The 18,201-nt window shown below is 38.8% G+C and carries 20 protein-coding genes; 7 read left to right on the forward strand and 13 right to left on the reverse strand.

Features of this window, described 5'->3' with window-relative positions:
• Positions 1-113: 113 nt before the first annotated feature.
• The 4 genes from DY109_RS07735 to DY109_RS07750 are packed head-to-tail and all read right to left on the reverse strand — an operon-like array spanning position 114 to position 3,957.
• Entirely contained in the window at positions 114-905 is a 792-nt protein-coding gene (locus DY109_RS07735; protein ID WP_023949574.1) for a carbon-nitrogen hydrolase family protein, read from the reverse strand.
• Positions 906-927: 22 nt separating this feature from the next.
• Complete coding sequence (gene xseB / locus DY109_RS07740) at positions 928-1,125, reverse strand: exodeoxyribonuclease VII small subunit (RefSeq protein ID WP_023949575.1); 198 nt, start codon at positions 1,123-1,125, stop codon at positions 928-930.
• Positions 1,126-1,147: 22 nt separating this feature from the next.
• Entirely contained in the window at positions 1,148-2,497 is a 1,350-nt protein-coding gene (locus DY109_RS07745; RefSeq protein ID WP_023949576.1) for a sodium-dependent transporter, read from the reverse strand.
• 47 nt (positions 2,498-2,544) lie between these two features.
• A complete protein-coding gene (locus DY109_RS07750; protein WP_112059105.1) occupies positions 2,545-3,957 on the reverse strand; it encodes a sodium-dependent transporter in 1,413 nt (470 codons plus the stop codon).
• Positions 3,958-4,366: 409 nt separating this feature from the next.
• Between DY109_RS07750 and DY109_RS11525 the strand changes: the two genes are divergently transcribed.
• The 5 genes from DY109_RS11525 to DY109_RS07770 all read left to right on the forward strand — a co-directional run bounded on the left by DY109_RS11525 (position 4,367) and on the right by DY109_RS07770 (position 8,914).
• Positions 4,367-4,531 carry a hypothetical protein gene (locus DY109_RS11525; protein WP_023946445.1) on the forward strand — a complete coding sequence of 55 codons (165 nt, stop codon included), beginning with the start codon at positions 4,367-4,369 and terminating at the stop codon, positions 4,529-4,531.
• A gap of 164 nt (positions 4,532-4,695) precedes the next feature.
• Complete coding sequence (gene yejB, locus DY109_RS07755; protein WP_023949868.1) at positions 4,696-5,745, forward strand: microcin C ABC transporter permease YejB; 1,050 nt, start codon at positions 4,696-4,698, stop codon at positions 5,743-5,745.
• Positions 5,746-5,820: 75 nt separating this feature from the next.
• Entirely contained in the window at positions 5,821-6,618 is a 798-nt protein-coding gene (locus DY109_RS07760; RefSeq protein ID WP_023949869.1) for a spermine/spermidine synthase domain-containing protein, read from the forward strand.
• Positions 6,615-7,325: a dephospho-CoA kinase gene (coaE, locus tag DY109_RS07765; protein WP_023949870.1), complete on the forward strand. Its 711-nt coding sequence runs from the start codon at positions 6,615-6,617 to the stop codon at positions 7,323-7,325. Before DY109_RS07760 ends, coaE begins: the two co-directional genes overlap by 4 nt.
• Before the next feature lie 314 nt (positions 7,326-7,639).
• Positions 7,640-8,914 carry an NAD(P)/FAD-dependent oxidoreductase gene (locus DY109_RS07770; protein WP_115737834.1) on the forward strand — a complete coding sequence of 425 codons (1,275 nt, stop codon included), beginning with the start codon at positions 7,640-7,642 and terminating at the stop codon, positions 8,912-8,914.
• 192 nt (positions 8,915-9,106) lie between these two features.
• Here DY109_RS07770 and motB read toward each other — a convergent pair whose 3' ends face one another.
• The 9 genes from motB to DY109_RS11530 form a co-directional block, all read right to left on the reverse strand.
• Positions 9,107-9,901 (reverse strand): flagellar motor protein MotB, encoded by a 795-nt coding sequence (motB, locus tag DY109_RS07775; protein WP_023949877.1) that lies wholly within the window; start codon positions 9,899-9,901, stop codon positions 9,107-9,109.
• Positions 9,902-9,910: 9 nt separating this feature from the next.
• Complete coding sequence (motA, locus tag DY109_RS07780; protein ID WP_034550530.1) at positions 9,911-10,681, reverse strand: flagellar motor stator protein MotA; 771 nt, start codon at positions 10,679-10,681, stop codon at positions 9,911-9,913.
• Between the two features lie 394 nt (positions 10,682-11,075).
• Positions 11,076-11,384, reverse strand: coding sequence for a thioredoxin family protein (locus tag DY109_RS07785; protein WP_023949880.1), 309 nt, complete (start codon positions 11,382-11,384; stop codon positions 11,076-11,078).
• Positions 11,385-11,405: 21 nt separating this feature from the next.
• Entirely contained in the window at positions 11,406-12,422 is a 1,017-nt protein-coding gene (locus DY109_RS07790) for a YeiH family protein (RefSeq protein ID WP_023949881.1), read from the reverse strand.
• Positions 12,422-13,369, reverse strand: a complete 948-nt coding sequence (gene bioB, locus DY109_RS07795; RefSeq protein ID WP_023949882.1) for a biotin synthase BioB — start codon at positions 13,367-13,369, stop codon at positions 12,422-12,424. The genes DY109_RS07790 and bioB overlap by 1 nt, the downstream gene beginning before the upstream one ends.
• A 290-nt stretch (positions 13,370-13,659) precedes the next feature.
• Complete coding sequence (locus DY109_RS07800) at positions 13,660-14,307, reverse strand: UPF0323 family lipoprotein (RefSeq protein WP_034550532.1); 648 nt, start codon at positions 14,305-14,307, stop codon at positions 13,660-13,662.
• 31 nt (positions 14,308-14,338) lie between these two features.
• On the reverse strand, positions 14,339-15,061 hold the full coding sequence (locus tag DY109_RS07805; RefSeq protein ID WP_023949884.1) for a DsbA family protein: 723 nt from the start codon (positions 15,059-15,061) through the stop codon (positions 14,339-14,341).
• 38 nt (positions 15,062-15,099) lie between these two features.
• Positions 15,100-15,483 carry a DUF4156 domain-containing protein gene (locus tag DY109_RS07810; RefSeq protein ID WP_023949886.1) on the reverse strand — a complete coding sequence of 128 codons (384 nt, stop codon included), beginning with the start codon at positions 15,481-15,483 and terminating at the stop codon, positions 15,100-15,102.
• Positions 15,484-15,531: 48 nt separating this feature from the next.
• Positions 15,532-15,675 carry a hypothetical protein gene (locus tag DY109_RS11530; protein ID WP_023949888.1) on the reverse strand — a complete coding sequence of 48 codons (144 nt, stop codon included), beginning with the start codon at positions 15,673-15,675 and terminating at the stop codon, positions 15,532-15,534.
• 28 nt (positions 15,676-15,703) lie between these two features.
• On the opposite strand from DY109_RS11530, the gene DY109_RS07815 reads away from it, so the two are divergent.
• Complete coding sequence (locus DY109_RS07815) at positions 15,704-16,171, forward strand: hypothetical protein (RefSeq protein ID WP_148293382.1); 468 nt, start codon at positions 15,704-15,706, stop codon at positions 16,169-16,171.
• Between the two features lie 60 nt (positions 16,172-16,231).
• Positions 16,232-18,190, forward strand: coding sequence for an Eco57I restriction-modification methylase domain-containing protein (locus DY109_RS07820; RefSeq protein ID WP_414629184.1), 1,959 nt, complete (start codon positions 16,232-16,234; stop codon positions 18,188-18,190).
• Positions 18,191-18,201 lie beyond the last annotated feature (11 nt).

An 18,201-nucleotide genomic window follows, 5' to 3' on the forward strand; every position in this document is an offset into this window, starting at 1 on the left:
TTGTAAGCGGAGTTTGTGGCGATTGCATAAGATCATCCTTCAAAGTTTTTGCGAAATTATAATCATTTATATCTTAAACCTAGCTACATTTTGAGTTGCATTTTGGGCTTGTATTATGGAGTGTATTTTTGTCTAAATCCCCATTCCAAAGCTATTTTGGTGATCTCTTCTTTTTCGATTTCAAGTGATAAAATCTCCTCTCCCTCACCAAGCCAATCAATAATCTCTCCATTTGGCATAGCAATCAAACTATCACCATAAAATTCCCATTCTTGATTCTCAATAGCTAGTTTTCCTACGCGATTAGCGCGCACGATCATACAGCCATTGAGAAATGCTCTCATTTTGCAAAGCTCACGCCAACGTTCATAAGAGCCAAAAGTATTTGCCGTGGGCAAAAGCACCATATCCACGCCCGCTTTTTTGAGCTTGAGCCATAATTCATCAAAATGTATCTCAAAGCCAAAAAGCCCAGCAATCGTAAATCCACAATATCTAAACAGAAACGGATCTTTAAAATTTTTGACTTTAGGATTTGCAAAAAATCCCGCCTCATTCCAATGCTCGTATCCGATGAGTTTTTGCTGAGTATAAAATAATGGCTCTGATTTGGTAGTGCCATCAATGAAAACAAGCTGTTTAATAAGTCGTGTAGATTCCCCCATAATAATTGGTGCAAAAAAGCTTATAGAATGTTTTTTGGCAAGCTGTTCTAAATAATTAATTTGTGCGATAGAATGCTGAAGGATTTGTTTGGAAGAGAGGGTTACTAGAGTGTGAAAAAATGGATTAAGCACATATTCACCAAGCACGATAAGGGTTTGTTTTGGAAATTTTTTACAAAACGCGCTAAATTGCGGATCTTTTGGCTTGATGTGTGATTGCTGAAAAATAGTAATTTTCATTTTTTGTCCTTTAGTTTTGTGTTTATTTATTATCTTGAATGTCTTGTGCTTTGATCTCTTCGTATTCTAGTTTTGCTTTCTCTAGCATATCTTGTGCTTCTTTGAGTTCTTTTATACCTTGTTTGTAGAGCTCAAGCCCGCTTTTGAGGCTTAAATCTTGAGCGTTGAGCTGTGCTAGAATCTGTTTTGCTTTTTCTATTTTGCTTTCAAAATCTTGCATAATGTCCCCTTTTATTTAGAATTTATTGTGGTTCGAGTAATTTAAAAATCAAAATACTAACAATCACAATCGGCGCGACAAATCGAATGATAAAATACCATATTTCAAAAAGTGTGTGGTTTAGAAATGAGGTTGTATAAGATCGCAGAGTGTCTTTTTTGATTACAAAGCCCAAAAAAAGAATGCAGCATAATGAGCTTAGAGGCATGATAAAACTTGCAGTGAGAAAATTTAGCCATACAAATATGTTTTTGCCACCAAAGCTAAGCAGGGCTTTGTAGTCCTTAGTCATCGAATACAGCGCAAACATACCGATGATAAATACAATAAAGCTCACCCCCCAAGTCGCGCTTATGCGACTGAAATTATGCCGATTGACAAGAAATGAGACCATAGGCTCTAGCATCGAAATAGTCGAAGTGATCCCAGCAAAGAGCAATGCTAGCAAAAACGCGACGGAGAGAATCTGCCCCGTTGAACCAAATTCTGAAAAAATAAGCGGAAGTGAAATAAACACTAATCCAATGCTTTGTGTGCTATCCTCTCCTAAATCACCGTCATACCCAAAGAAAAAAGTAAAAATCATAAGCCCTGCGATGATTGAAATCAATAAGCCTGTAAGCACGATCCATAGCGCACTTTTGAAAAGATTTTGAGAATTTGATGTAGCAGCAGCATAAGTGATAATCGTCCCAACGCCAAGACTAAGCGAGAAAAACACTTGCGAGAGTGCGCTAATAAGGACATTTGCATCGATTGCCTCATACTTAAAATCAAACAAAAAATGCCACGCTTTCAAAAATGAAGGCTGAAACAAAGTATAAACTAACAGCCCAATAAAAATAATAAAAAGTAATGGCATAAGCACGAGATTTAAAAGCTCTATGCCTTTTTTTATCCCAAATGAAACAATGAGTGCCGAGAGAAATAAACAACCGCTAAAGCCGATAATTTGCCAATAGATTCCAGCTCCCATGAGGTATTCAAAGGTTTGCTTTGAGGTGCGAAGATCTTTTGGCAGATCAAAGCTCACTACCACAAGATAATACAGAATCCAGCCCAAAATCACCGCATAAAAAGACAAAATAAGCGGTCCGCCAATGATTGCAATGCCTGCATATTTCCATTTTTTTGTGGGCGTTGGATCAAGCATTTCAAAACAGCTGACAACATCTTTTTTGCCTCTATTGCCAATAATCATATCAGCAAGCAAAAGACTCACGCCAATCACAAGCAAAAGCACCAAAAATAACAACACAAACGCCCCGCCACCATTTTGCCCAGCCATATATGGAAATCTCCAAATATGCCCCAAACCAATGGAGCTCCCTAAGGTTGCGAGTATGAATCCAATTTGTGAAAAGTTTTTCATTATCTGCCTTTATTTGCCTTGCAATTTGCACTGGATTTTAGTTTGTTTTAATTTGATCCCAATCCAAAAATATGCTCCACCCATGATATGAAGGATTTGAAAATCGTTGCATAGGTATAATCTCTAGATTCTAAAATCAGCCCAACCCACGCGACAATGATAATGAGCGGGGCGACAAAACGAATGATATAGAACCACAAAATAAAGATTCTAGGCGATAAAAAATACTGCGTCATTGCACTTAGATTCTGCTTTTTGATAACCCAGCCTACAAAAATCACCCCAACCAACGCTCCAAGTGGCATAATCACTGCCGAGCTAGAAAAATCAACCCATTTAAAAAGGCTCTGCCCAAAGATATTGAAAATCCCCTCATAATCTCTATGCAAAGACAAAATCAATACCAACCCGCACATATAAATACAACCCACAATCGCCCAAGTTGTCGCAATACGATTTTTTTGGTATTTTTGGACAAAAAACATCACGCTTGGCTCAAGCAAAGAAACCGTTGAAGTGATCCCTGCAAATGCAAGCCCGACAAAAAACAACACAGAGATAACAACTCCACCCATACCTATTTTGGAAAACACAATAGGCAGAGCCTGAAAAACAAGCCCAGCTTCATCGCCTGCTTGCACGTCATACTGATAGACAAAAGTAAATATCATAAGCCCTGCGATAAGCGAAATAAGCACTCCGGGAATAGTAACCCACAGCGCACTTTTGAGGAGATTTTGGTTTTCTTTTGTTGAGGCTGAATAAGTGATGATAATGCCAATACCAAGGCTAAGAGAAAAGCACATTTGCCCCATTGCAGCTACAATTACATTGAAATTTATCGCCTCATACTTAAAATCAAACAAAAAATGCCACGCCTGCAAAAATGATGGCTGAAACATCGCATAGACTAAAAGCCCGATAAAAATCACAAAAAGCAAAGGTATCAGCACGATATTGAGTCGCTCAATGCCATCTTTTATCCCAAATGAGACAATCAGCCCTGTAAAAAAAAGTATTGCGCTAAAACTAGCGATTTGTGCGCTAAGGCTTGAAGTAAGAAGAGAGGTAAAAACTACTTCCGCTTCTTTGGAATCTAGCGGGAGATTAAAACTTACGACAAATAAATAATACAGCACCCAGCCCAAAACAATGCAATAAAAAGTCAGGATAAATGGTCCTCCAAAAAGCGTTAATCCTGCGTATTTCCACATTTTTTTGGGGTTTGGGTCAAGCTCTTTGAATGCATCAGCAGTGTTTTTTTTGGTTTTATGACCAATAAGCATTTCACCAATTAACATAGCTACGCCAACGCTTAGAGCAAGCACCAAAAATAACAACACAAACGCTCCGCCACCATTTTGCCCAGCCATATATGGAAATCTCCAAATATGCCCCAAACCAATGGAGCTCCCTAAGGTTGCGAGTATGAATCCAATTTGTGAAAAGTTTTTCATTATCTGCCTAATTTTGATATTGTAAATGATTTGCAAATATTTCAAATAAACAAAAATCTACTATACACAAATCGCTCTTAAAGCTTTTTTAAATATAATTTGGGGATTTAATCTAATTTCCATAGAATCTAAATCCTAGCTTTTAAGCGATTTTGCGAGATTTGTTTTTGTTTTGTCGATAGGCGACTAGCCTTATCTCCTTGCTCAAAACTTCACAATTTATCAAACCCTTGCAAACCCTTGCAAACTCATCTTAAAATCTAGGATTTCTTTATGTGCTATTGTGTTTTCATAGAATCCTAGAATCTAAAAATTAAAAAAGTCTAGAATTTCTTTATACTCTCTTGTATTTGTATGGATTCTAAAATCAAAAAGTGGATTGCCACGCAAAATTTGAAAATTTTGCTCGCAATTGAGGGGGCAGGTTTGTCATTGCGAGGACGATAGGACGAAGCAATCCAGTCAAAATGGATTGCCACGACTTCCTAGCGGAAGCCTCGCAATGACGACAAAAACGATAGATTCTAGTAGAATCTATGCAAACACAATGGCACACAAAGAAATCCTTTATTTTTAGGCAGATTCAGTAGGGTTGTGTAGAAATTTTTAGACAAGCAAAAATACAAAAAAGTGTAACATAAGCGTTCATTGTAGGTTTGTAGGCTAAAAATTTCAAACTCCCTGAAATATGCTAAAAAGAGAGGATTTAGATTCTATACAAAAGATTTTTAAGGAAATACAATGTTTCACTATCTCATCAAACGCCTATTGCTCGTGATTCCCACACTTTTAGGCATTATCACGCTTAATTTTTTTATCATACAGCTTTCACCCGGCGGTCCTGTCGAATATATGAGCAATAAACTTGAGCGCGCAAATGCGGCTAATGAAGCGACAGCAGGAATGAAAACAAGCGATTATAAGGCTTCACGAGGGCTTGATCCTACACTCATTGAGGAGCTCAAAATCCAATACGGATTTGATAAGGGCATTGTTGAGCGATATATTTTGATGTTGAAACATTACATAACTTTTGATTTAGGTGAGAGCTATTATCGTAAAATAAGCGTGTGGGATTTGATTTTGGAGAAAATGCCTGTCTCTATTTCGCTTGGGCTTTTTAGCACATTGTTGATTTATCTTGTCTCGATTCCACTTGGAATCTACAAAGCCCAGCACAATGGAAGTTTTATCGATAGCTTTTCGTCATTAATTATTGTCGTGCTGAATGCAATTCCAGCATTTTTGTTTGGAATCTTGCTTATTGTGCTTTTTGCAGGGGGCAATTATTTTGATATTTTTCCGCTTCGTGGGCTTGTGAGTGATGATTTTGAGTCTTTGGGGGTGCTTGACAAAATCAAAGATTATCTTTGGCATATCACTTTGCCTGTTGTGTGTTTATCGATTGGAGGCTTTGCAAGTTTGACGCTTTTGAGTAAAAATTCATTCCTAGAAGAAATGCAAAAAAATTATGTGCTGACAGCCTATGCCAAAGGAGCAAGCTCACAGCGAGTTTTGTATAGTCATATTTTTCGCAATGCTATGTTACTTGTGATCTCATCATTTCCGGTGACGTTTTTGAGTGTGTTTATGAGCGGAAGCTTGCTGATAGAGATTATTTTTAGTTTGGACGGGCTTGGGCTTTTGGGGTATGAAAGCATTTTGAGTCGCGATTATCCGGTGGTATTTGGCACGCTTTATGTTTTTACGCTTTTTAGTCTTCTTATCACCATTATCAATGACTTTATTTACACGCTCATTGATCCAAAGATTAATTTTGATGCACAATAATACTTACAAGTTTTAGATTTTACTTTTGTGTTATAATCCCAAGCTAGAATCTAAACACATCATAAGGACAAAACAATGTGGCTGAATAGACAAGTTGGGCAAAATTTCAGGCAAGAATACATCATCGAAGAAAAGCTTTTAGATGTCAGAAGCGAGCACATTTTAGAGATTTTTAAAAGTCAGAATTTCGGACAAATAGCAATGATTGATGAGCGACATATTTTGATAGAGAAATTTCTGTATGTAGAGAGCGAGCTTTTGGCACACATTCCGTCATGCTGCATAAAAGAAGACTATGGCTACAAAAAAGCATTGCTTACGGGCGGATTTTGCTTAGAGATAGCGTATGAACTTTTGAAGCATAATATCGATGTGGATTTTCTCCAAAGCGATGAAAAAGTGTTGCATTCTTTTATTAGCTTTTTTCCGCATTTTACTCAAACAACGCAGAATCCAAAGTTTCATCTGTATGCAAAAACGATTGAATTGCCATTAGAAAAATATGATGTGATTATCCATCAAGGCACGCCAAATGCCCATGAGATTGATGGATTACAAAGAATGCTCACACCTCAAGGGATTTTTATCCATCGCCTTGCTCACCCTTACATTCAAGAAGACAAATGTATCGCACTGCTTCAGAATCTTGACGGATTTTTTGAGATTGTTATGCCATTTTTCGCGCCTTTTTCTTTGTTTGATGATAGGGTGTATGTTTTTGCTTCAAAGCAAACGCACCCGCTTGCTGATATGTGGCTCCAAAAAGTGGATATGCTTAGTGATTTGCGCTATTACAATGCTGATATTCATCAGGCTGCATTTAGTATGCCAACGCACATTGCTAAGAGTTTGCAAGGTATCATTAAGAATTGAAAACATCACAAACATTGCAGCATGCCATAGCCATAACAGGCGCGATAGCCAGTGGCAAATCAACCGCAAGCAAGATTTTCGAACTGCTTGGATATAGAGTTATTTGCGCAGATTCTATCGCTCATAGGGTGCTTGAGCAAAATGCCAAAGAGATTATTAATGCCTTTGGTGCACAAATAGCCAACCAAAATCCGCCAAATCCTCAAACTGACGCAAATCCTGATATAAATCTTGCTTTAAATCCGCCCGCTAATCAAGCTTCACAAGAGCCACAGCCAACAATCAATCGCAAAGAATTAGGCAAGATAGTTTTTGCTGATGAGCGCAAACGAAAGCTCCTAGAATCTATCTTGCACCCAAAAATTCACGCCCAGATTCTCTCCAAAGCATTAGAGCTAGAAAGCTCGCACCAGTGGTATTTTTTGGATATTCCATTGTTTTTTGAGAGTGGTGGAAGGGAGCGTTATCCTGTGCGATATGTCTTGACGATCGCCACAGATGAGCGCACACAGCTTGAGCGAGTGATGAAGCGAGATGCACTTAAGCCTTGCGAGATAGAGCAGCGCATAAACGCGCAAATGCCACTTCAAGAAAAAATCAATGCCAGTGATTTTGTGATACACAATGGAGGAACTTTGCAGGATTTACAGCATAAAATCGAGGAATTTTTGGCAATGATTGGGGATTGTGATACAGGAAATAAATAAATTAGATTCTAGATTCTAAATCCTAGCTTTTTGGTAAATTTTGCGGATTGCTTCGGCTCACTCGATTAGCAACGCACGAAAAGTAGCGATTCACTTGATTTTATCTTGCGCCAAACACGCCAAACTACAAAAATAAGCTAACAATAGAGAATTTCTTTACATTTTTTTATGTTTGCATGGATTCTAGAATCTAAATGGATTTGAGATTTCAAAAAAGCAATAAATTTAAAAAGTTAAAAAAAATTTAACTAAATTATGTATTTTTTATGCAAAAAAGCTTATTATTTGTAAAACAAGAGGAGAAAGGAGAAAAAATGTCGCAAATTAACATTCGCAATCAAGTCAATCAGCACACACAACATTCACACGCCTTAAAGATTCCGCGAATCTTGATTTTGGGTGGCGGATATGGAGGGCTCAAAACAGCACTCACACTTCAGCGATCGCTTCCAGAAAACAAAGCCCAAATCACGATGATTAGCAAGCACGATTATCATTACCAAACCACATTATTACACAAAGTCGCCATTGGCACGCTTAGCGCGCGCAAAGCCAGAATCTATTATCGCAAAATTTTAGATTCTAGCAAAGTTGCTTTCATCAAAGATAAAGTGCTTGAAATCCACCCTGACAAAAAAAAGGTCATTTGCAGGCGGAGTGGGTTTGAGTATGATTATCTTGTGATTGGGCTAGGGTTTAAGCCCGAGACTTTTGGGATCAAAGGTGTGGATAAATACGCCTATAAACTCTCTTCTTTAAATGCCGCTCAAAAGCTTGCTAAAAATATAGAAAACAAATTCAAAGACTATATCATCAATCAAGATCCAAATGATTTGCATGTGATTGTGTGTGGGACGGGATTTACAAGTATTGAGTTTGCAGCAGAGCTTGCGACACAGCTTGATGATTTGTGTCAGATTTGTGGGATCAATAGAGCCATACCCAAAGTAACTTGCATAGGGCGATCAGATCATATTTTGCCTATATTTGATGATAAGCTCTCAAAAGCCGCCAAACATAAGCTCCAAAAACTAGGTGTCGAGCTTATCACTAATGCTGAAGTGATAGAATGCCAAAACAATGGCGTGGTGATTTGCAAAAAAGACTCACAAACGCAAGAATTTATCAATGGCAATACGATTTTGTGGGGTGCGGGCGTGAGAGGAAATGACATCGTAGAAAAATCGCCTCTTGCCAACAAAAGAGGGCGCATTCCTGTGGATCCTCAGCTTAGAAGCTTTGAATATCCAGAAATTTTTGTCGTAGGGGATTGTGCTTTTGCGACAAGCAAAGATGTTATCCATGCTCCGACAGCCCAGCTTTCAGCGCAAATGGGGGATTATGTCGGGCGGTATTTGGCAAATCTTGTTCTTGGCAAAGCCAACAAAAAAGATTTTCATTTTGTGCATAGAGGCACGATTTGTAGTATCGGACATACTGATGGGGTTGGCGTTGTGTATAGCAAGCGGTTAAAAGGAGAAATGGCGGCATTTATGAAAAACACGATTGAAAATAGATGGCTCTTTAGCATCGGGGGCTTGAGTATGGTATTTCGCAAAGGACAATTCCGCTACCGCACGAGCAGTTAGGGGTAATTTTTATTTAGGAAAGCTAAAGCTGATATTATCTTTATTAATTTATCATTTACATAAGATCTAAATCCTAGCTTTTTGTAGATTTTGTGGATTGCTCTAGCTCACTTGCAAAGCCCAAGAGTTCATAGCAAAAAAGATTTAGATCTCATGCAGATTCTAGATTCTACTTTGCATTTATCACATTCACTACTCTGCAGGTTTTTGCGGTTTATTTTTATCAAGCACTGATTTGATATTTTTGGCTGTTTGTGGGGCACTTGATAAGAAAATCTCAACGCGATTATTCCTTGCTTTGTTTTCAAGTGTCGTATTTGGGACGATAGGGCTATAACTTCCATACGATGAAAACGACAAGCGCGCCGGATCTACGCCATTTTTGATGAGTGCTTGCGCAACAGTGTAAGCTCTTGCTGCTGCTAATTGATAATGATCAGTATAGGCAGAGTTTGGCGATAATGGTGTATTGTCTGTATAGCCGCGCACATCGATTTTGATTTCAGAAGGAAGCTTTTGGGTGATGAGCTCGGCGATTCTGCGCACATAAGTTGCCATTTCATCACTGCTTAAATTTGCCTTTCCTTCCTCAAAAAGCAAGTCCGCAGGCAAGCGCAAAAGCACGCCTTGCTCGATTTGCTCCAAAACCCCACCTTCTTGGATCATAAATTGGATTTGTGAAATGCTATCTTTTGCCGAAATCGATGGTGCTTCGCCATCGGCATTATTTGGCTGGACGCCTTCGGTATTGTCTCTGACTTGCCCAGGATCTGGCGGACGCTGAAAAATAGGCTGAAAAATCTTAGAAATAGGCGGAGTATTAAATACATTCACCATTGCCTGACTATATGCTTTTGCCTTAGATGAATCAGTGCTGCTTATCGCCCAAAGCGCGATAAAAAGCGCAAGCAAAAGACTCAAAAAGTCTGCGTAAGGGACAGCCCATCGCTCACCTGCGGGGCATTCTTGTGCTTGTTTTTTTGCCATGTTTTACTCTTATTCAAATTGAGATATTTTTGGTTGATCAGGTCGTAAAAATCCTAAAAGTTTGCTCTCCAAATTTCTTGGATTCTCACCATTGGCTATGCCTAAAATGCCCTCCATGATGACTATTTTTTCTTGGACTATATCATGTGAGTTTGCTTTGAGCTTATTACCCCACGGACCAAAAATACCATACGCGCACATAATCCCAGTAACAGTTGCGGTAAATGCCCCTGCAATGCCCTCTGCCATTCGCTTTGGATCATCTAAAAGCTGCAATGCAAGCATAAGCCCCATAACCGCACCAACAAGCCCAAAAGTCGGGGCGGATTCTCCAGCAGTGATCCAATAATGTGCCGCAGTGTGGTAATAATGCTCGATTTGCTCGATTTTGATTTCTAGCTCTTCTTTGACTGACTTAGCATCGCGACCATCGATAACCATTCCAAGCCCTTCGCGGAAAAAATCATCTTCGATTTGCGCAACCCTTCCTTCAAGCGAAAGTATGCCATCTCTTCTAGCGATTGAGGAGAGTTCGACTATATTTTTGATTGTATCATTGAGGTTGATTTTTGCACCTATAAATACGATTTTAAGCTCTTTGTATGCAGCCTTGACAGCCGCTCCATGTGTCGAAACCATCGCCGCACAAAGCGTGGTAGGCATAATGATAATAACAGAACTTAAGTGGATAACATGCAAAGGATTTCCGCCCTCTAAAATATCGCCCACAGAAATCGATACAAAAGACATAATAAAGCCCAAAACAGATGATAAATCCATACTTTCTCGCTTTGTTGATAGATTTATTTGACTTTTTGCCAAACATTCTTTAACACACTAGCAAAAATTATACCAAAAGCAAAATATTGCAGAATCTAGATTCTAGAATTTCTTTACGCTAAACAATTTTTGTCATTACTTAAGTGTCCGAGAAGAATCTAAGCTTTATTTTACAGGCTTTATTTTTCTAGATTCTTTAGCTATTGCCTCAGAATGATGATTTGAGATGTCATTGCAAAGCCCTTTAGGGCTGTGGCAATCTAGGTTGTCGGTGTTGTCGTCATTGTGAGAATCTGTGTGAGAATCTGTGGTAGCAGATTCATAGCAAATCTAGGTTGTTCTCTTTTGCTTCGTCGGTTTCACCTCCTTGCAATGACAATCTAGAAATTAGATTCTACTTTATAGATTCTATTGCGTTTTGGATTGGCGTAATGCTATCTGGCTCCACAAGCCTCTCGCCAACTTCTTTGCCGTTTTTGTAAAACAAAAGCGTAGGAATCCTGCGGATATTAAGCTCAACTTTAAGCTCCTCATTTGTATCAAAATCCAAAAGGATAAATTTGACATCTGGATATTTTGATTCTAGTTGATTCATAATCGGCTCAATCCTTCGACAATCAGGGCACCAAGGCGCACTCATCTCCACGACACAAACCCCTTGTGCTATCATATCTTTGAAATTTGTCTTATCTGCTGTAATCATACCAACTCCTTTAATATAAAGTTATACAAAAAATTTAACGAGCAAAAACCCGCCCGCATACAAAATAACAAACAATATCAACCCTAAAGTAAATGCCCTGCCTCCAGATTCTGCAAACTTCTTAAAATCAATTTGCAAACCTATCGCGCTCATCGCCATAATCAAACAAACCTCCGAAATAAATCGCAAGGCTTTCACGATGAATTCATCTAATGGCACAAACGAATGAAACACCACTACACCCAAAAACCAAAGCGCAAAATACGGAATATGAAGATTGCGCTTGTGCTCACCCTTGCTTACAGAAAACATATAAGGCACAAGCAAAAGCACCGGCACAAGCAATAACACACGAATCATTTTGACAATCAACGCGACTTCTTGCGTCTCTTGCGAGATCGCTCCTCCAGCACCCACGACATTAGCAAGCTCATGCAAACTTAGCCCTATATAATACCCCTCTTGAGTGTGATTAAGCGGAATGACTCCAAGCGCATACACTGCCGGATACAGAAACATTCCTAATAACCCAAATATCACAATCACCCCAACAGCAATCACGCCTTTATAGGGCTGCGATCTTATGCTAGATTCTAGAGCAAGAATAGCTGCAGCCCCACAAATAGCACTTCCACCGCTAATCAAAATCGCTATATCCTTATCAAGTCTCAAGCACTTCACGCCAATAATATACCCACTTAATAAAACAACGCTCACAACGACAATCCCTAGCACAATCCCGCTCAATCCCACAGAAAAAATATGCTCCAAAGTAATATGAAATCCATACAATATAATGCCAAGTCGCAATAATTTTTTGGCACTAAAATCTATGCCTTTTTGGCTTAGAGACTTGACTTTGGCATACAAAGGTGAGAGGATAACGCCTAAGATTATCCCAATGATAAGGGCAGGAATGTGAAAGCGCGAGAAAAAGCCACTTTGCGCCAAAAATAAACTCAATACAGAAATCACACCTGTAAAAACAAGTCCAAATATCAAGCTTTTTAGATTCTGTAATGTCGCCAAAATCCGCATTATGCCTGCGCTTCTATGAATTTTTCTTTGGTGAGATTGAGTTTTTCAAAGAGCATCTCATCAGAATCTGGCTTATTGTTATTTGTCGTCAAAAGCCTATCGCCATAAAACACAGAATTTGCCCCCGCAAAAAAACATAACGCTTGCAACTCCTCGCTCATTTGCTTTCTGCCCGCAGAGAGTCGGATATATGAAGTTGGCATAAGGATTCTAGCAAGGGCTATGATTTTTACAAATTCAAACTTATCCACTTCTGGTGCGTCAGATAATGGAGTGCCCGGAATCTTGACAAGCTGATTGATAGGAATAGATTCTGGAGACGTGGATAGATTTGCAAGGCTTACAAGCATATTAATCCTATCTTGCGTGCGCTCACCCATTCCAAGAATACCCCCAACGCAAATTTTTATATCCGCATCGCGCACATTTTGGATAGTATCAAGCCTATCTTCAAAAGTCCGCGTAGAGATGATTTGAGAGTAAAACTCTTGTGATGTGTCAATATTGTGATTATAAAAATCAAGCCCTGCACTTTTGAGTTTTTTTGCCTGCTGCTTATCTAGCAATCCAAGCGTTACGCAAGTCTCCATACCGAGATTTTTTACCTCTTTGATCGCTTCGCATACTTCATCAAGCTCCTCATCATTTGGACTTCGTCCGCTAGCCCCCATACAAAACCGCGAGCTTCCGGCTTCTTTGGCGCGTTTGGCATATTCTATGATTTGCGCACAATCAAGCATTTTTTGCTTTTTTGTATCGGTTTGATAATGCGATGACTGCGCACAATATGAGCAGTTTTCAGAGCATGCACCGGTTTTGATACTAAGAAGTGTGCTTGTTTGGATTGTGTTTGGGTCAAAATGCTCTCTATGCACGCTATGCGCCTTAAAAAGTAAATCCATAAATGGAAGATCAAAAATTTCTTTGGCTTGATGAAAGGTTATCATACATACTCCTTAATTTAAGATTTTAAGAGTTTAGATTCTATGCAAACACAATGGTGTATTAAAAATTCTAGATTTTAAGATGAGTTTGCAAGGGCATCGTAAAATCGCTTAAAAGCTAGATTCTAGCTAGATTTAGCATTGGCTTATGAGTTGTGGATTTGATATATCCTACATAGCAAAAAAGCAGAATCTAAAACAAATAACCACAATAACCCAAAATAGCTATGTAAATCCGCATTAAATCAAATCACATCAAATTAAACCAGCACCATAGACTACTTATCCTCTAATTATCCTCCCAAACTCCCTCCACTTGATTTAGTAGCAGAGCTTGATGTGCTAGAGCTATTGCCAAAAAAGCCTGTTTTTGCATTGCTTGGCGTTGTTGCTCTGCCCGCACTTGTGCTTTGAGTTTTGTTGAAACTATTTGCACTGCGTTCATAGGCTTGAGGTGATTTATAGGTTCGTTGTCTGTTTTGCTGATAGTTTGGGTTATTAAAAAGCTTATTGCCAATATAGCTTCCTATCAACGCCCCAGCCGCACTTGCAAGTATTGCTCCTCCAAGGCTTAGCCCGCCACTCTCCATACTTGTAGGATTTGATGAAGTCAATGAGCTTGTGCCATTATCAATCTTTGCTTCCTCTTGCTTGAGGAGATTTTGCACCTCTTCATCGCTTAGCACGCGCTCTTCACCTTGCTGATTACGCACGACAATGTGGGTTTTTTGGCTTGGGTATTCCTCAAGGATTTTGTAGCCACCATTTGGCTGCTCCTCAAGCAAAACAAACGCGCCTTCCTGTATGGCTTGCGCGGTTTGTGAGGCTTGCTCTTTTTGTGAGGATTGGGTATTATCACAGCCTGCGATAATGCCTACCACAAGGGCTGATATACCGCCTACCATAGCAAAATCTGAAATTTTACGCATATATTTTTTCATCATTATTCCTCCTTATTTCCTTTTATTCTTGTCAATTTGCTTCATAGACAAATGGCACGCTTGTAACAAGATGCGAGTTTTCTATGATTTTGGTTACATTTTGGACTTGCTGCGTGCTTTGGCTACTCTGCTCGCTTGCTTGATGCGTTGTGGCATAAATCTGCTTAAGAAGTGAGATTTTTTCAGCATTATTCTGGACGGATTTGATTTTTTCTGTAATTTCTGCGGATTTTTTCAGAGAATCTGCGCCAAGAAACGCCACAGGTATCATCACCACACTTCCTTTTTCCAAACGAGAATCTATGTGGTTTAATTCATCTTGACAATGCGGACACATCGGATCTGAGATGATATAAGTAAGGGCATTGCCTTTGCCTTGAAGGGTGATTTTATACTCATTTGGAATGGCTTTAAATAGCGCATTGAGCGAGGCGGAATTCTCAAGCTTAAAGTTATAAGATTCTACCTCTTGAAGTGTTTTGGCGACTTTTTGCCGATCATCTTTATCTGTCCCAAAAAACGTCGCCACGACAATGATACTTTTTTGATCATCATCAGCAAGGAGTGTCGTCCTATATCCGCTTACTTTGTCCTGAACGACAAAAAGAGATAATTTCGCATTTTTGAGCTGCTCAACGCTTATGACTTGAAGCTTTCTGCCACTTTGACTCTCAAGAGTTTTGATTGTCTGATCTTTGATGTCTGCATATCCATAGACAAAAACCGCAACAACAAACACAATAATTCTAAACATTATTTATCCTTTTATGTATTTATTAGCCTATTTGGCACTTATTTAGCGCATTTATACACTTCTCCATAGATGATGTATTCATCTATTTTATTGAGTGTAGTTTCACTTCCCATACCGACTTTGAAATTATAATCCTTAGAAATATATCTTGATTCTGTATGGAGCACCAAAACAGCATCGCCACCATATCGAAAAGCCTTGTTTTTTAGATCCACTTCTGCATCTTCGATAGCCTGCTGCAAGCTTATGCCATAGCCTTTTGTCGATACAGATCCAAAAGTCTCATTGATATACACGCAATGCTCTAATGCTGCCTTTCCGCGATATACTTTTATATTTACAGCACCTTTTAATGAAACTGGAGATTTATAGCAACCACCTAAAAAAATAAGTAATCCCAAACACAGACTCCATTTTTTCATTTTTATCCTTAAAGCAAATTTGAAAAGAAAAGTTATTCTAAAAGCTTTTTACTTAAATGCGACTTTAAAGAAGCAAAATCTAATGCCAAAATCTATCACAAAGTCATAAAAAGTCATAAACTGCAAGCCACTTGTCATCACGAAGCAAATCTTTGCTCTTGTCATTGCAAGCGAGCAAAGCGAGCGTGGCAATCCAGCCCTTTCTTGTCATTCTGAAAGAGTGCGTAGCACGACTGAAGAATCCAGAATCCAACCAACCCATCATTGCGAGGACGACAGGACGAAGCAATCCAGGAAAAATAAACAAGTGGATTGCCACAGCCCTAAAGGGCTTTATGATGACAACACCGACAAAGTGGATTGCCACGCGGGCAAATCTACTCGCAATGACGAAGCAAAGCGCGCAGATTCTCGCAATGACAAATCAACTCGTCATTCTGAACGTAGCGAAGAATCCACAAACAACAATAAAAGTATGGATTGCCACGAAAATTCTTGCGAATTTTCTCGCAATGACGACCTAGATTCTCGCCTCAAAGCCCTTGTTTTTGATTATGACGCCAAGACCCTAAGCGCCCAAGACAAAGCCTCCTTGCTCAAAGCCCTAAGCCAGCTCAAAATAATCGATCCAGCCTGTGGAAGCGGAGCTTTTCCTATGGGGATTTTGCAAGAGATTTTACATTTATAAGAGATTCTAGGCGATAGCAGAAGCCTTTATGAGCGCAAGCTTAGCATTATCCAAAACCAAATCTATGGTGTCGATATTCATCCAATGGCGACTGAAATCTCACGACTTCGATATTTTCTCTCACTCATTATTGAATACCAAAGAGACGATAGCAAAGATAATTTCAACATCAATCCCTTACCAAATTTGGAATTTAAATTTGTCGCTGCTAATAGTTTTTTGAAACTTCCTCCAAGCCAATTAGAATACGCCGAATACGCAAAAGACAAAGCTCAAATATGCCAACTTCGAAACGACTACTTCAACCCAAACAATGACAAAAAAGCTATACAAAAAGCCTATCAAAATCTAAGAAATAAAATCTTTGATAATCTCACCCTCCAAACTGGCAAAACCCACCCTCTTGCAAGCTATGATCCTTTTGATGAGTTGAGTGTAGCAGAGTTTTTTGATGCTGAGTTTATGTTTGGGGTAGAAAGTTTTGACATCGCCATCAGCAATCCACCCTATATATCCACAAAAGGTGATTTTAAGAAGTATAAAAAAGAGATTGAGGCTCAAGATGGATTCTTTGATGATTCTTATAATCACGCATTTTTTATTTGCACACATTATCTCAAAGAAAACGGCGTCTTAAGTCTCATCACTCCTAAGACTTTCTGGACTATCTCTACAAAGAAAAAATTACGAGAGCTTATCTTTGCAAACAAGCCTGTTTTTATCTGCGATAGTGCCAATCCATTCGCATCGGCTATGGTTGATACTTGCATAACAGAGCTTATTAAAAGCCCTAGCACAAAAGAACACAAGCTTGAATTCATCGATGCTTCAAAAGATTTTGATAAACCTGAAATTTACACTATACCAGCTTCACTTTACGCCAATACCTATGACTTGACTATCTTTAAGCCAAGCCCTTATAATCTCGCTATATATGACAAATACAACGACAAAGTCAAAGCTCTAATGAAGCGGTATTGGAAAAGCATTAAGACTTCAGCAAAAATCACAAAAAATCAAGTAGATATAAGCCATCACAGAGCAGAGCTTAGACCCGGCGATATAACCTTGCTAGGACTTATCACCGATGGCGGACAAGGACTTGCTACTGCAAACAATGGCAAATATGTAGCCCTAAAATCTGGCACGAAAGAAGCTATAAAAGCAAAAGAGACAAGAGCTGAAAAGCTCTTCAAAGCTAAAGCTATATGGCAGGATTTAAATCTTGAATTTAAAAACAAAAAAGACGCATTAAGCTTTCTTGAAGACAAACAAGAGCAAGAAATTTGGCAAATCTTTGATGAGGCAAAAGAAAAATTTGGCAGAGATATTTTTGGACAGGGCTTTTTATATCGTATCATAGACGATACGCTTATCGCTGATGTAAAAGCTTTGAGCGATGATGAAAAATTAAATGGCATAGACTCACCCAAATGCTTTGTGCCTTATGACAAAGGCGATAAAGATGGCAATAGATGGTATCTCCCTACGTCATACTATATCGCTTGGTCTAAAGAAAATGTCGCCTTTCTTAAAACAAATTCAGGTAAGAAAGGCGAGGGTATGCCTGTGGTGAGAAATCCTCAATTTTATTTCAAAGAGGGTTTTTGTTGGAATAATGTTTTGCAGCCCAAAAACGAAGAGAGCATGTTTATCAAGTGTCGCATAAAAGAGCAATCGGTCAATGATGTTGCAAGTATGAGTTTATATACTCAATTTGATAGCATCTCAAATGCTTATATAGTGGCAATTTTAAATTCAAAATTCATGTATGAATATCTCAAAGTTCTTATCAATGCAAGCGTAAATTTGCAAATCAATGATTTTCGTCAAATGCCTATCGTAATCCCCACAAATAAAGAGCTTAAGGATTTTGAAGACCTTTTTAACCAAGTGTGCAAAATCCAACAAGATAAATTTAGCAAACTCATAAGCGAACAAGAGGCAAGGTGTAAGCTAGAAGCTTTGCAGCAAGAGTTGGATTTGAAAGTTTTGAGGCTTTATGGGGTGGATTTTTAAAATTCTAAGCT

Source organism: Helicobacter fennelliae (assembly GCF_900451005.1).
GTDB lineage: Bacteria > Campylobacterota > Campylobacteria > Campylobacterales > Helicobacteraceae > Helicobacter_B > Helicobacter_B fennelliae.